Origin of the sequence: Bradyrhizobium sp. McL0616, from assembly GCF_049993385.1 — a bacterium.
In the GTDB taxonomy this organism is placed as follows: domain Bacteria; phylum Pseudomonadota; class Alphaproteobacteria; order Rhizobiales; family Xanthobacteraceae; genus Bradyrhizobium.
The window spans coordinates 7,450,589-7,463,797 of sequence record NZ_CP188255.1; the positions used below are offsets into that span (position 1 = coordinate 7,450,589).

Genomic DNA, 13,209 nt, shown 5'->3' on the forward strand with positions numbered 1-13,209 from the left:
GGTCCGTCTCCGAGCTGGAACCACCCTGCGGCTTTTCCCCATTTCGCGCGGTCTTACATCAAGCTGGCACCCCCATCACATAGTGCACCTCGTCGGCTCGCTTGGAGCGTTCCCGCAAAAGAGCAGGCAGAAAATCTCGTGGACGGTCATGACGTAGAGCTCTGGCAACTCAATCGCAGGATTTGCGAGTTCAAAGCCAAAGGATGAGCCCTTAGTGGCGGGGCCGATAGGAACGTGGCCCGGCCGGGTCTGTTGTTGACTTATCATCGTATCCAACCTTTGGCCGCTGCCGGTGACTGCGAGTTTCCACGTGCTCACGCTCCCACCGCGGGATGGTAAGCATGTGCGATAAGTGCGTGGAATTCGACAAACGGATCAGCCATCTGGAATTCTTGGCTGCCAATGTGAACGATACTCAAACGGTCGCTGCCATCGGCGTGATGACCAAAAAAGTAGAAGCCGAGAAGAGCGCACTTCACCCCATCGAGTAAGCCGCTCAGCAGGCGCCGACTTTGCCTGTCAAGTAAGTTGCGCTGTACTGCCCTGCTATTGGCGATGGTGCAATGCGCACAGCGGAGGAGTGCAGAAGGATCGTTCTCTTTCAAACCACGCTTTCGCAGCCGACCGTGGCGAAGATCGCGATGTGCTCGACAGTTGCCTCGTGCGCAAGCTTCTCGCACGCTAGCGCTTTTATGCGATATTTCTCAGCATTCATGTGATGCTCCCCTCATGCCTCGCGGGGCGCTGACCTTGTTCCGAGCCTCAGTGCCTGGATTGACGACGACAGTGACCTAATTTGATCTGGGCGTAGATCTAGACGCCGACAATTCGAGGTAGAAGATAACGGACCGTCATCCCCGCGCCGTTCGTTCGATCGAGAAGCAGCGTATCGCCAGTCATAAATTCTGCTTCCATGGCGTCGCATCAGAAAGCCGCCCCGGAACTACCATTGATCATGGAGCGGCAGTTTCGCCGAGTTGATCAGAAGGTCTATCCCACCGCCTATGGCCGCGCGGGCCAACTGGGCACGCAGTTCGTGGCGGAAGTGATCGGTCGAAACCATCTGGGGTGCTCCTGCAATAACTACGCGCGCAATCCGCACCAATAGCTAGTCAATTCGCTACGTAGACAGAGGGCGCCTCAGTGGGCGCGCGAACTACTGCGCGGCCTGGGTGTGGAAAAGCAAAGGACCGCCGGTCATGCTGGCGGGCCTTCGTGCTGTCGTTACGAGCGACCGGTGCCCGCCGGTCTATAATCTAGCTCAACTCTGCCGGCTCAAAGGCCGGCACAGTTCTATGTCAGTCATCGAAGGGAAAGAGCCGATCGTCCTCGGGCAAAGCAGCGAACGCGAAGTAGATCAGCGCGCTACGACGTTGACTTTTGACCGCACGCCAGCCCGTACGCACGATCGGGAAAAAGTGGCATCGGGTGCGCCATGAAGGAATACGAAGCTCAGATAGAGAAGCTGCGGAAGGACGCCGCCGAATGTGCGTTCATCCGCGATCTTGCGACGGACAAAGCCAAACGGCAAGTATTCGACCGGCTCTTCAAACAGCTCACAACTCTAGCGGATCAAGTGACGATCTCAATGCTAGAGCAGAGCAAGGCGACGGAAACGTAAGGCCGCCTCAGTTGGCGGCCTCATCTCGTCGGGTTCACGCTGGCGGCCCTTTTCTCGGTTTGGGTTGTGGAACGAACTGTACAGTTTGGTACTTAGGAACCTCGCCGCGACGCGAGGTGATTCGATGCTCGAAATGATCCTGATAATGTCTGTGTTCGGGACTTCGGCAGTTGGCACCATAGTCATTGTGATGGAGTGGCGCGCGCTGGTCGGTTACTGGCGCCTCAAGCGACAAAGGCGAGCATCGGTAAATTTCCCAATGGACGAGGCGTGAGGACGCGTCAGCCCTTTTCAATGGGAGAGGCGGCCCCGGCTTGGGCTGAGGAGAATGGGCCGGAGCCGCTCCGCCAGCTCGGCAGATAGCCAGCGACAACCAAATAGCAGAGCGCGGCCACTGTTCCTGCCGGGCGTGAGCAGATCTAAATCGTTAACCTATGTGGTCGCGGCGTCCACAAATGCTGGGGAGGTTTTTCCGTCACAGACCGGGCCTCGGCTTTCATCTGTGATGAGAACGCCATCACGCGCTCCCGCCTCCTCTAGAAAGGAGCAGCGCCATGCAGCGACCCGTATCAAGCAAACCACGTCCCTTGAAGAGCGCCTTGCCGAACAAGCCACACGGCTGCGCGAGGAAGCCGAACTGCTTCCTCATGGGCCTGTGCGCGATGCCACCATCCGTAGGGCTCGCCAAACCGAGACCGGCTTACACATCAGCGACTGGCTCAGGTCGCCCGGCCTCAGAGCTCCGACCTGATATTTCATTGGACTATGCGTCTATTCGACGGTCCTAACGTCTATGTTGTTCTTCAGACTGTAAGATGCAGGGCCGCCCCAGTTGGCGGCCTCCCGAGGTCACGCTGGCGGGCCAAATTCGAAGGGCCGCAGCGGGAGGTTTAAACCGCTGCGGCCCGCGCCGTGTCAAAAAGTCCGGGTGAAAACGATCTAAGTGAAATATGCAGCCGGCTCCGGTGACGGAGATGATAGCGGGCGTCTGAGCAGCTGCAATATGATTTAGATCACAAATCAAATTAGTAATTAATCTGAACCATATGCGCGAAGGGAGAGCACCGCGGGGCTGGCTAGCTGGCGGGCTCTCCCGAGCGCAAGACCGCGAATGTCCCCCACGGCCCCGTCCCGCCGGGTACCCTGAATTCACTTGATTAATGAAATCTGAATTTTAAATTAGATATTGTCGGATTTAAAAGCCATTTATATTGGAGGCATCTGATTTAATTGCGTGTCTCCCGGGCCTCAGATGGACTTATCAGGAGTTGCTTGATGGAAATATTCAGAGCGGAGAAAATTGCGGAGTTGGAAGAAAATTCGAGCAGGGAATGCGGCGCTTGCGGTGCAACGATGGAGTTAGTCGGAGTAGTGCATTTTCCAGACAGGCAAGCAGTCGTTCGGGCATTCGAGTGCAATTGCGGCGAGCGTATTTGGAACGAATAAGGCCGCCTCAGTGGGCAGCCTCTTTCAGAGATCTCTCTTCAGCTTGCGCCGGCTCCAGTGTGGGTCTTTGCCCTTCGGGTTGAACTCCTGGACGTAGTGTCGGTTCAGCGCCCGTACGATGCCGATACGGGCAAGCATGGTCGGACCGCCGCGCTCGACGACCAGCAACAGGGCCTCCATCGCGGCACGCCATTCGGGAGTGTCGTCTCTTTCTTCGGCAGCGCAGCGATGTATTCGCCGGCGTCGAGCAGTGTCACGAGCTCGCGGCCGTCGACCTCAATCAGATCCTCGAACGGTCGCGCCCAGCCCTTCGTCATGAAACCGTATTGCCTTCCTTGTTGCGTTGCTGCCACCCCTGAGAATGGCCCCCCGCTTGCCGCAGACCTGGCAGATGAACCGCGGCTCCAGATCGGGCAGCCGGATCTTGTCCGGCCATCGATCGACGTAGACAGCCGAGAGCTTCACATTGCGACTGCACCTGTAGTCTTGGCAGAAAACGAGCAGGTCGCGAACGCCGCTCTCGCGCATCTCGCCCAGCGTGATCTTTGACCGGGCGGCCGTCAGCACGGTGGCCAAGCGTGTCATGGCGTCGAGTGGATCGAGGCATGCCGCCACCGAACCGAGGCCTCGGTCATGAGTCAAATCCACAACGGATATGGCCTTGGAACGCGCGCAGACTACTGCGCGTCGTGGGTGTGGACATCGCCGGCGGGCCGCCGCCCGTTATTCCCCTTCATTTTTAGGCGGCGAGCGGCCAGCTTGTGCGGCAAGGCGCCATCCAGCGATGTCTTCGGCATTGCCGCAATATTCGCAAGTCAGATCGCCTCTGACGAGGCAGGGCTCCAAACGCCGCGCCGCAAACAGGCGACTCGCGCAACTTCTGAAATAATCCGCTTCCTCCGAGGAAATGTCTGTCAGCTCGCGAGTTGTCTGGCGAACAAAACCAGGAGGATGAATCTATGCGGATAGCAAACTTGACGTTCTCCGTCCTGCTCGCGGCAACGGCATTGCCGGCACACGCGCAGCAGAATTCTCCCCAGGCTGTTCAGGAAGAAGCCGACAAGGGCGTGAAAACGCGCAACTCCGGAGCGTCCGGGGTTGTCGGAGAACAAAAGCCCGGGTCCGCGAACATGCCGGGCCAGATGGGGACGACCAATCCCGCAGGGCAGCCGAGCGCGCAGAACTCGGGCACGGGTGTCAGCGGCGCACCGGGCAATAAGAACGGCCCGCCCGCGAACGCGACCACTACGGGCACCTCCAACTCGGCGGTCCAGCAACAGGACAGTTCGGGCGTCAAGGGCCTTCCCGGAAACAAGAGCGGCCCGCCCGCCAAGCGGTAAGCCTTCCTTCCTGGCAGGAGCGCCGCGGCGATCGTCTGTCGTGTCATGGGTCTTTCTCATGGACGCCAAACGCAAAAGGCCGCGCGAGGTTGCTATCCGCCGGCAGGAATCTCGGCCCGGCGGGTGCTTTTGACCTACGAAGCGAATCCCTTCCGTGGCTGATTGAGAAATCCATCCAGATTTCCTGGGATTACATCGAACGTACCGTCGAGATCGTAGATGCTGCGGAGACGAGCAAATTTCTGCTCAGGATTGTCGATGAGATGGTCCTGAAGGGCGAGCGCAGGAAGCTGATGCTGGCCAACCGGGCCATCGATGCCTATCGCCTTCGCAAAGTGCAAATTGCCTCGTTAAGGAGCAAATGGAGAAGCAGCCCACTCAGGAACAGCTCGGCGAAGCGTGCGCGCCACGGCGGAGATTGGCATCCTGATAGAGACCCCGGTGGGCTTGTATCCAGTGACGGAACGCCACCGGAATTGGAACGACTCCAACGCGGCCTCGTTAGCCGCCGAGCTTCACCAGCGGTGATGCGACGACCTCAAAAGATTGGAGAAGCGCAAATGGCAAAAGAGCCGAAGACTCTCGACGACCTATTTCACGATACCCTCAAGGATATCTACTTCGCTGAGAAAAAAATCCTGGCCACCCTGCCGAAGATGGCAAAGGCTGCTCAAGACGAAGAACTGAAAGCAGCATTCGAAAAACACCGCACCGAGACCGAAGGCCAGATCGAGCGGCTGGAGAAGGTGTTCGCAGTGATCGAGAAGAAGCCGCAGGGTAAAACCTGTGCAGCAATCGTAGGCATCACGGATGAGGGCGCCGAGATCATGGAAGAATATAAGGGCTCGCTCGCTCTCGACGCCGGCCTCCTTGCCGCCGCTCAGGCCGTCGAGCACTATGAGATTTCTCGTTACGGCACCATGATTGCCTGGGCCGAGGAGCTTGGCCTTGACGAAGCGGTCTCGCTCCTTGAACAAACTCTCGAAGAAGAAGAGGCGACCGACGAGGCTCTGACCGAAATCGCAAAGACGGCGATCAATCAGGAGGCCGAGGCTGCGTAATTTCGACATACTGAAATGCCCTGCCATGCGGGGCATTTTTGTTTCAGGCTCGTCTAAACGCGGTGGCATCGGCAGCACAGATGCCACGATTTGCAGCACTTCCCAAGGCTATTAGAGTTCTACTTTCGTGACAGCGAATTTCAGACATTTGTCACAAAGCTTGGCGACTTCTCGCGGCATTACCGCTATCCGAGGCTAAAAGTGACCCGACATTCCCTCGTTGAACTACGCCAGCGCTACGTCATCGAGGGCACCCCACTTGAGGCGAGGCTTGAAGAAATCTTGCGCGCTGACACCCGCGCGGGAGCGCGCGCTATCCTCGCTTCGATCAGGAAGCGGCTTTGAAAGCGGATCCGAAGGACAGCGGCTTCGCAAGATGCTGCGCTTTGAAACACTGCTTTGGGAAAATGGGCAGGATGCTGTCGCCGGCGTCGACGAAGCCGGAATGTCTCGGCATCCCGGCGCGCTCCAACTTAGATATGAATAGCTTCGTTCCTGCAGCGACCGTGAAGGTTCGGCCTGATTGATTGACAGCCGGTAGTCGAAGCCCGTCCTGCCCTTCAGATCGACCGCCATGCGCCGGCGGTGCATCCCGAGCTTCCCAAGGGACTGCCGGTCATTCATTCCCACGGCTGGTAGAGCCTCGACCTACAGAGCTGGCAGCAAGCGCCAAGGCGCATGAGGGACGATGGCGAGAGCGGCGTCGCCCGCTAGGACCCGTCCCCCGACTTTGACCACGGCCGATACGCCGCACCGGAATTTGGGCACTGTCCCCTTCCGTGGGTCGCCCGGGCCGCGATCGAACTCAAGGTCCGTTTCGCGCAGCGCCGTATCCGCCATTTTGGCGCCACGCGCACCCAACGGCTTTGGTGCACCCGCCGTCGTGTCGTGGGCAGTCTGGTGCTCCATCTCGGCGTCTAGCTCGGCGCCCAGCAGGACGACGATCGCCGAGATCCAGAGCCACGTCATGAAGCCGATCACCGCGCCCAGCCGATCCCGCTAAGCGCGCGGTATTCGACCGACTTGCCAGCCACCTCACGCTTCTCGCAGACCAAGTCGAGATGGCGATGCTGGAAAGGAAGCAAGCCAGCGGGGGGTAGGGCCGCCCTCAGCCGACGTCCTCGCAGTCGACGCACTTCATGACGCTGTGGGCGGAGAGAGGGCTCCGGCCGGGCTGGGGCAGGGGTATGGGCCGGGGCCGCTCCGCCAGTTCGTTGCGGCGAGCCAGCGAGACTCAGAAGCCGATATGACGACCTTTGTTCCTCGCTGCTCCACTTGGGAAATTTACGGGCGGTCAGCCTGGCGGGAGCGTGTCACCGGGCGCCAATATCCGGACGTAGGTCCCGCTCTCATGAAGCTCAAGCCAACCTTGATCGATTGCATGCTTGATGCCGGCGCCGAATTCTGGCCGCTTGCCTTGAGTGTGAAGAGAAACGGCGCGTTGATCTTCTCGATGTAAACGCGGCCGTCCTGGACCGCTTCGATGCTCTTGGCGATCTCGATCAGTTTGCGCGCCGCGGCCTCCGGGTCCGCGTAAGGACGATCATTGGTCAGCTTCATCAGGCCCCCAGCCGTAGAAATGTCGGCCAGCTATAGAGCGATTCTCATTTTACCGGACCACCCTACAGATTCCGGCCTATCCGCACTTGTGGTTCTTGCCGTGGAGCGCGGTTCGGTCTGGGGTCATTTCCTCGACGTAGTCGTCGATCGCCCTCATCAGCTTTTCGCGGTTGCCGCTGCGGCGTGCCTTGATGCCGAAGATAAGGTAGCGGCGAAGACCCTCAAGCTCTGCGAGATCTGCCTTCACGCGTTCGGCTTCGGCTTCCTCATCGATCTTGCGCATCCGCTCTTGGTGGTAGGCCTTCGAGCCGCGCGGTTCTCTCCCTTTGTCATCGTGAGAGGATATGAGGGACTGGAGCAAGTAGCCAGCCGCTGCGGCTTGCGGGTGTGGACCGTTCTATCGCAATGGCTTGGTCAACGGGGCAACACCCGCGAAGAAGAACGTGGCGTTCATCAGGGCGCGGTACAGTAGCATGACGCGACGCTGCCGGCAAATGTTGTTGCTTGCGGTTAAGGACGCGAAGGCGAGGCTTAATGCTCGCTAAACCACGAAGGCCGCAGCGGAGGTTCAATCGCTGCGGCCAGCGCATGGTCCAAACAAGCCGGGTAAAAGATTTAAGTGAAGTATGCCAGCTCCGGTCTAAGAATTTTAGCGCCAACTTCATCTCAACTGCAATCGGAATTTCTGCGGAACCGAAGTTTGCCTGTTGGGCATAAGGTTCCGAGCGACGAGGAGGGCTTCGCCGGGACTAGGAATCGGAATTCGGACCCCACGGTTAGGACCCGAGGTCAGTCATGAAGCATCGCCGCCGGATCAAACAAACTTTGTCTCTCTTGAAGAACGCCTCGCCGAAGAAGCCATACGCCTCCGTGAAGAAGCTGAAGTGCTCCCGGAAACAAAGCACAAGTAGTTGGAGTTTCACCAAGGACAGCGACCATACTCAAAAACATCGCTAATAGCCTGAACGGGCTCGCAAGCCAGTATGAGCTTCTGTCCGTCATTGCGGCTGAGGAACGCCGACAGCACCGTAATTGAGCCGCCTAAGTTGGTAGCTTGCGGAAGTCGCTTAATGGCCGGACCGACCTCAAGTCAGTGCGCGTTCGCCGTCACCTTTTGACCCACCGCAGTCATTCGGCCTCGAGTGACCGTCTCTAGGCAGTTCATCTGTCGCGGTTGCAGGTCGTAGCAAAGCCCCGTGGGGATTTCCGTCACGGGACTTTTGGATTAACGAGCATGGAGCCGCCAGCCTTTTAATAGCATGGTCCGTAGGGGTAATACCCGCAGCGTGGCCTAGCAACCACCGCTCCTCCTACTACCGCTCCGCCCACCACCGCCCGCCGTGTGGTTCGACGTGCAACGCCGGCGACACTCACGGGGGTCAGCGGTCGCCCCACACGTGCTTGGGCACTATCGACGAACAGCGAGAGGCCGTCATTTTTCGACCACCCAACTGAACCGGAAACCCCGCACGCGACAACGACGGCGACTAACAAAGCTCGTTTCAGCCCGATTTGTTTCATAACAATCTCCTTTCCCTGTTAGGGGAAACGACTGTCGCTGGCTAACCCCGTGAATGCTTGATCTGTGTCAACGTTTCGTCATGGCAGAGCGCAGTACGGTGCCTTCGTTGAAGAACTGAGCCGAAAGGCGACTTTCGTTTCTGGCCCATCGCGTCATTTCGCTGTGCTGCGGAATTTAGACGCTATCGGGGAATAGCAGACACTAACGAACCGTCCGCCGGGAAAGATTTATAGGTTCACGGCCTAAGGAAACGCTGCGTAACGTCGCAAAGGCCTATTAGGTTCTAGCTAGACGCGCAGAGCAAATCCGCACCGTCCAACAGGCGGCAGAGTAAGGCCGCCCTCAGTTGGCCGCTAACAGAACCTGCGACCTCGTGCCCGCGTTAGCCGGTCATGGCAGAATCATTCGGCAACTCTTTTACATTCGTCGAAGCGACAGCGGACGACCTGTCCGCTGGCGGAGTAACAACGCAGATATGGGTTGCAGTGGCTAAGCCGAGTCAGGCGCTCACGCTGGTACTTGCAGCCGTCTCGGAAGGGTGGACAGCGCAGCTTGTAACTGTCCACTTGACGCAAGAGCAGCAAGAGAGATTCGAAGTGCTAAACCTCGAGCCGGGCGATGTTTATCGACTGAATCCTTGCGATCTTCCCCGCGCTCGCCGCTCTCGTCGCCGTTTTTCCGATCCGGGGAGCATCGCCAAGCATCTCGATCAAATCTCCGGGTTGTGCCCAGCGGCGCCATCGAGGTGGCGCGCGAGCAGTTCACGCGGGTCACGTCCAAGGGCAATCAAACGCTCGGCTTCACCTTCGCCATCGGGCTTGCGGTATCGCTATGGAGCGCGAACGCTGCCATGAAGTCGCTGTGCGACTGAACATCGTGTACCGCGAGAGTGAGAAACGCGGCTTTCTAAAGCTGAATGCCTTATCACTGTCGTTCACGGTCATTTCCATAGGCTTCGTGGTGGCGGCGCTCGCCGCCGTCGTGGTCGTCCCCGTCGTCCTGAATTGTCTCGGGCTCTCCCACTTCGCCGACCTGGTCGTTCGCATCTCGCGATGGCCGGTCATGTTCGTCGTCTTGACGCTGGCCCTTGCCTGCGTCTACCGGTTCGGTCCGAGCCGCGCGGCTCCGCGCTGGCGCTGGATCACATGGGGTAGCGCGGCCGCAACGATCATGTGGCTCGCCGCCTCCGGCCTATTCTCCTGGTACGCCACTAATTTCGGGAAGTTCAACGAGACCTACGGCTCGTCGCGAGATCGCGGATCAGGGCACATTCCGCCGCGTCTGTCCGAAGCTTTTCGATGTGAGTCTGATAGTCTTTCATGCGCCGTCCCCGGCGCCAGTTTTTGGGATAATTTGGCAGGGGAACTGCGGTGTCAATCCGCCATTAGGTCAATCAGGCCACTGCAAAATTCAACTCGAGATTAGCGATGCTTTCCAGGATCGAATACCCCCATTGGCTGATGCTGGCCGGAGCCATCCTTGTGCTGGCAGGTCTGGTCGCGTGGGCGTTTCAAAGAAACCGGCAAGCGTCCGAAGATGACATGCGAGAACCCGTAGTTTCCAACACCGATCAACCGGCCGTCGAGCCGGAGGCGAATGCCAACGCCAAACAATAACAGCGCTGATGACCCAGCCCAAGCCAATGTACCCATGCTTCTTTTTGTCTTCGGGTATATGCCCGGCCGGCCTATGATGCGTTATAGTCCCCTGTTGTACTTTGCTCTTCTATCCAAGAGCTTCGCCCGGCGGCTGGCCGCGGTGGTCCGCCGCTGCGGCCTTTTCGTGCGGCTCGTGCTGCTGCGACGCGTAAGACCGCGCCGGCAGCGCCAATTGAATGGTGCCGCAGCCGCCCTGAGCCCGCTAGACTTGCCGCGATCAGCGACGCGACGTTGGATTAATCAGCGGCTTTCAACGATTTTGCGGTGTCCAGATGCTTTTGCAACGTATCTATCTGGCCGGAAGCATATTCTCCCGCTGCATCCTTACTTTTCGATGCCTTTTTGTACTCGGCGATATCCTTTTGGTGGTCTGCGACCATGCGAGTCGCGAACATTTTGTCGAAGCCCACGCCGGACATTTTTGACATCTTGTCATGTTCGGCTTTTTGCTTCGCATTCGGTCCGCTTGGTGCGTTCATTCCGAGTCCCTGGGCAGCATCTAAAGCCTTCTGATTGGCGGCTGCATGGTCTGTGGAAAGCATTCTGCCATACGACTTGACGGCATCGCTTTGGCCGTTCTGCTGCGCCAGCTCTCCCATGCTCACTTCAGCGAAGTTGCCCTCGATTGCCTTCTTGAGGAACGTTTCGCTTTGCTTATCTTTCGCAGATGCGTTGGCAATTGAGATCGCCATCAATGTTGCTGTCCCGAGCGACAAAAGCAGTTTGTTCAAGGATACCTCCTGAGAGTTGTTTGTCGATGAACACGCCAATAGTCGAACAGGTTCCAATTGAGCGCCCGGTGCGAACTGGCGCCTGCCGGTTGCTCGGCTGAGGATCGAACCTTTGACCTCCCGGCGGCGCTCTAACCTGCCGGCTTCCTTGGCGATGCATTGGCGAGCTGTCGTTTTTAGTCTGATCGGCTTGGCGGGTCCGATTTTGAAAGTCGTTGGACAACGCTTGTCCGTTGAGTGAGTACCGGCTTGCGGTAATTTAACCCCATGCCGGTTGCGCACACTGCGTCATGTGTTAGACCGCGCCCTCATCACTGAAGGAGCGCCGCTTTGGCCAAGAAGAAAAAAGTAGTTCGCCGCGAGTGGACGCCCGCTGATTTGCGGACTCTTAAGAAGCACTCGAAGGATCGAACGCCTGTTCTGAAGATCTCAAAGGAGATGAAGCGCACCGCTGGCGCGCTCCGTCAGAAGGCCCTCGTATTAGGGTTTGGCTTAGGCCATCAGCGGTGACAAAGACAACCTGTCCGGAAATTCCTCACTACTTCCAAATCGCCAAATTTCCATATTAGTTTGGACACTAATCCGACGCGATCAGGTGCAGACTATCGGTCTTGCGATGAGGCTTGGGGAATTCATGGCCTCTGCGCGGGATAGAGGGCTCGCTTTATCCAGCCCCGGCGAGCCCTCCCTTCCGTCAATAGGACTGACGTACACAAACATTTTCCAGAGTATGACATCGATAACATTGCGCTCCAGCGCCGCCACGGTAGGCTTAGCTCGCCGGGGCTGGATCTCCCATATTTCACTTATAAATTTTAACCCGGCAGGCCGCAGTGGTCCGCCGCTGCGGCCATTTGATTCACGAATGCTAAACGAATAGACGCAGAGAGAACCGTAGGCTCACTCCTCACGCCCATCTCCCACGCCGGCACCTTGGGCGAGATTCATCCAATCGGCGGCAAGCCTCAGCCAGGCTTCTTTATCCGAGTGCTTAACAGCCTTCTCGGCCAAACGACGGCACTCCGCAGCTTCGGTGCGATAGCGATCCGCTTCATCCTCGCTCATCGTCCACCCTCCCTAGCGAAAGGCGAGGATCGCTGACTAGGAAATCGGAGGAAATTCGACGATAGACCCAAGCAACGAGTGGAAACCGTCGCGTCGCGGTTTGGAAGGCTACCCGACGCGCAGATTTTCCGCCGAGTCTTTTCCGCGATTGTTCACGACGTCGAAGCTCACTTTGTCGCCTTCGTTGAGGCTGCTCCGGCCAGCCTTCTCGACTGCCGAGATGTGAACAAACACGTCCTTGCCACCGTTGTCAGGTTGGATGAACCCATAGCCCTTTGTCGAGTTGAACCACTTAACTGTCCCCATAGCCACTTAACTTCTCCATTTTTCAAAAACGAAAACTAGTGCTGGAATTCCGACAAAAGAAAGGCCTGGCGCTGAAGGGTCGCCGCCTCCCGAAACATTCGTCGACCTGATCAGATGTCCCAGCCATAGGCCCGAACGTGCTGGGTGCGACCGCTCGAACACGGTTGCGCCGAATATAAGCATTTAGCGGCGAACTTCTGATCGGTTGGCACGGCGTCAATGTAATGATTCCACTAGGGAACGGCCGAGACAGCTCGCCCGTTATCTGAAGTGTCCATAAGGAAGGATAGCGACAATGGATCGAGAACACGTGAAAGGCGCCGCTGACAAGGCAAAGGGCGCAATCAAGAAAGGCGCCGGCAAGCTCACTGGTGACAAGAGCCTGGAAGCCGAAGGCGAGATGGATAAGGCCAAAGGCTCCGCTCACAACGCTGCGGGCGACGTCAAGGACGCGGTCCGCGATGCGACTGACGCTGCAAAGAAGTAGTTCAAGAAACTAGCCGCCTTCGGGCGGCTTTTGCCGCTCTCCTCGCCCCGCTACAGGGGCGAAGTTGTGTGGACTGCTAGAGAAGCGGACTCACAATGTAGGATGTGTAATGCGCCAGATAGGTGCAATTTAGGGCCGGGGCGGCTCGCCATGCCCACCGGGCGATTTTTGCCTTCAATGAATCGCGGAAGGGCCGCCTTATTGATGGACCGGTCGAGTTTCGGGAATCCGCCTTGATAGCGATTGAGTCTCTCCTCCCCAATCTCCTTCAGCGGCCGAGCCCGAAGTTCGAGCACGTCCGACGCGGGCTCGCGGTCCTGCCGATCAGCGAATACGCGATACCACAAACTCGCGGCCAAGTACCTTGCTTCCCCAACCGCACCGGCTCCGTACTTCCATGTACAACACGCAC

The 13,209-nt window shown here is 58.1% G+C and carries 15 protein-coding genes and 2 pseudogenes; 8 read left to right on the forward strand and 9 right to left on the reverse strand.

What is annotated here, in order from left to right:
- Positions 1–356 precede the first annotated feature (356 nt).
- Together ACPPVR_RS35820 and ACPPVR_RS35825 are read left to right on the forward strand one after the other, a co-directional pair.
- Positions 357–491: a hypothetical protein gene (locus ACPPVR_RS35820; protein ID WP_426611212.1), complete on the forward strand. Its 135-nt coding sequence runs from the start codon at positions 357–359 to the stop codon at positions 489–491.
- 944 nt (positions 492–1,435) lie between these two features.
- Positions 1,436–1,621, forward strand: a complete 186-nt coding sequence (locus ACPPVR_RS35825) for a hypothetical protein (protein ID WP_426611213.1) — start codon at positions 1,436–1,438, stop codon at positions 1,619–1,621.
- Between the two features lie 1,470 nt (positions 1,622–3,091).
- On the opposite strand, the pseudogene ACPPVR_RS35830 reads toward ACPPVR_RS35825, so the two are convergent.
- Together ACPPVR_RS35830 and ACPPVR_RS35835 are read right to left on the reverse strand one after the other, a co-directional pair.
- Positions 3,092–3,384: pseudogene (locus ACPPVR_RS35830) on the reverse strand (hypothetical protein).
- Complete coding sequence (locus ACPPVR_RS35835; RefSeq protein WP_426616341.1) at positions 3,344–3,643, reverse strand: hypothetical protein; 300 nt, start codon at positions 3,641–3,643, stop codon at positions 3,344–3,346. Before ACPPVR_RS35835 ends, ACPPVR_RS35830 begins: the two are co-directional and overlap by 41 nt.
- A 398-nt stretch (positions 3,644–4,041) precedes the next feature.
- On the opposite strand from ACPPVR_RS35835, the gene ACPPVR_RS35840 reads away from it, so the two are divergent.
- Positions 4,042–4,407 carry a hypothetical protein gene (locus ACPPVR_RS35840; RefSeq protein ID WP_426611214.1) on the forward strand — a complete coding sequence of 122 codons (366 nt, stop codon included), beginning with the start codon at positions 4,042–4,044 and terminating at the stop codon, positions 4,405–4,407.
- 560 nt (positions 4,408–4,967) lie between these two features.
- The gene (locus tag ACPPVR_RS35845) at positions 4,968–5,468 is read left to right on the forward strand and encodes a ferritin-like domain-containing protein (RefSeq protein WP_426616252.1); all 501 of its coding nucleotides are present in this window, start codon (positions 4,968–4,970) and stop codon (positions 5,466–5,468) included.
- Between the two features lie 828 nt (positions 5,469–6,296).
- Here the strand turns inward: ACPPVR_RS35845 and ACPPVR_RS35850 are convergent.
- The 4 genes and pseudogenes from ACPPVR_RS35850 to ACPPVR_RS35865 form a co-directional block, all read right to left on the reverse strand.
- Positions 6,297–6,458, reverse strand: a pseudogene (locus ACPPVR_RS35850) (YhjD/YihY/BrkB family envelope integrity protein); the annotation flags it as partial.
- 294 nt (positions 6,459–6,752) lie between these two features.
- Positions 6,753–7,028 carry a hypothetical protein gene (locus ACPPVR_RS35855; protein ID WP_426611215.1) on the reverse strand — a complete coding sequence of 92 codons (276 nt, stop codon included), beginning with the start codon at positions 7,026–7,028 and terminating at the stop codon, positions 6,753–6,755.
- Positions 7,029–7,104: 76 nt separating this feature from the next.
- Positions 7,105–7,311 carry a hypothetical protein gene (locus tag ACPPVR_RS35860; RefSeq protein ID WP_426611216.1) on the reverse strand — a complete coding sequence of 69 codons (207 nt, stop codon included), beginning with the start codon at positions 7,309–7,311 and terminating at the stop codon, positions 7,105–7,107.
- A 968-nt stretch (positions 7,312–8,279) separates the two neighbouring features.
- Positions 8,280–8,549 carry a hypothetical protein gene (locus ACPPVR_RS35865; protein ID WP_426611217.1) on the reverse strand — a complete coding sequence of 90 codons (270 nt, stop codon included), beginning with the start codon at positions 8,547–8,549 and terminating at the stop codon, positions 8,280–8,282.
- 725 nt (positions 8,550–9,274) lie between these two features.
- Here ACPPVR_RS35865 and ACPPVR_RS35870 point away from each other — a divergent pair.
- Genes ACPPVR_RS35870 through ACPPVR_RS35880 form a run of 3 tightly spaced genes read left to right on the forward strand, consistent with a single transcriptional unit; the run spans position 9,275 to position 10,166 of the window.
- Positions 9,275–9,421: a hypothetical protein gene (locus tag ACPPVR_RS35870; protein WP_426611218.1), complete on the forward strand. Its 147-nt coding sequence runs from the start codon at positions 9,275–9,277 to the stop codon at positions 9,419–9,421.
- Positions 9,412–9,975 carry a YihY/virulence factor BrkB family protein gene (locus ACPPVR_RS35875; RefSeq protein ID WP_426611219.1) on the forward strand — a complete coding sequence of 188 codons (564 nt, stop codon included), beginning with the start codon at positions 9,412–9,414 and terminating at the stop codon, positions 9,973–9,975. Before ACPPVR_RS35870 ends, ACPPVR_RS35875 begins: the two co-directional genes overlap by 10 nt.
- Positions 9,976–9,977: 2 nt before the next feature.
- Positions 9,978–10,166: a hypothetical protein gene (locus ACPPVR_RS35880; RefSeq protein ID WP_426611220.1), complete on the forward strand. Its 189-nt coding sequence runs from the start codon at positions 9,978–9,980 to the stop codon at positions 10,164–10,166.
- 278 nt (positions 10,167–10,444) lie between these two features.
- On the opposite strand, the gene ACPPVR_RS35885 is transcribed toward ACPPVR_RS35880, so the two are convergent.
- The 3 genes from ACPPVR_RS35885 to ACPPVR_RS35895 form a co-directional block, all read right to left on the reverse strand.
- Entirely contained in the window at positions 10,445–10,939 is a 495-nt protein-coding gene (locus ACPPVR_RS35885) for a DUF4142 domain-containing protein (protein ID WP_426611221.1), read from the reverse strand.
- Between the two features lie 900 nt (positions 10,940–11,839).
- Complete coding sequence (locus ACPPVR_RS35890; RefSeq protein ID WP_426611222.1) at positions 11,840–12,004, reverse strand: hypothetical protein; 165 nt, start codon at positions 12,002–12,004, stop codon at positions 11,840–11,842.
- 108 nt (positions 12,005–12,112) lie between these two features.
- On the reverse strand, positions 12,113–12,316 hold the full coding sequence (locus ACPPVR_RS35895) for a cold-shock protein (RefSeq protein ID WP_426611223.1): 204 nt from the start codon (positions 12,314–12,316) through the stop codon (positions 12,113–12,115).
- Positions 12,317–12,605: 289 nt separating this feature from the next.
- Here ACPPVR_RS35895 and ACPPVR_RS35900 point away from each other — a divergent pair, with 289 nt between their 5' ends.
- Positions 12,606–12,797 carry a CsbD family protein gene (locus tag ACPPVR_RS35900; RefSeq protein WP_426611224.1) on the forward strand — a complete coding sequence of 64 codons (192 nt, stop codon included), beginning with the start codon at positions 12,606–12,608 and terminating at the stop codon, positions 12,795–12,797.
- Positions 12,798–13,209: the final 412 nt, after the last annotated feature.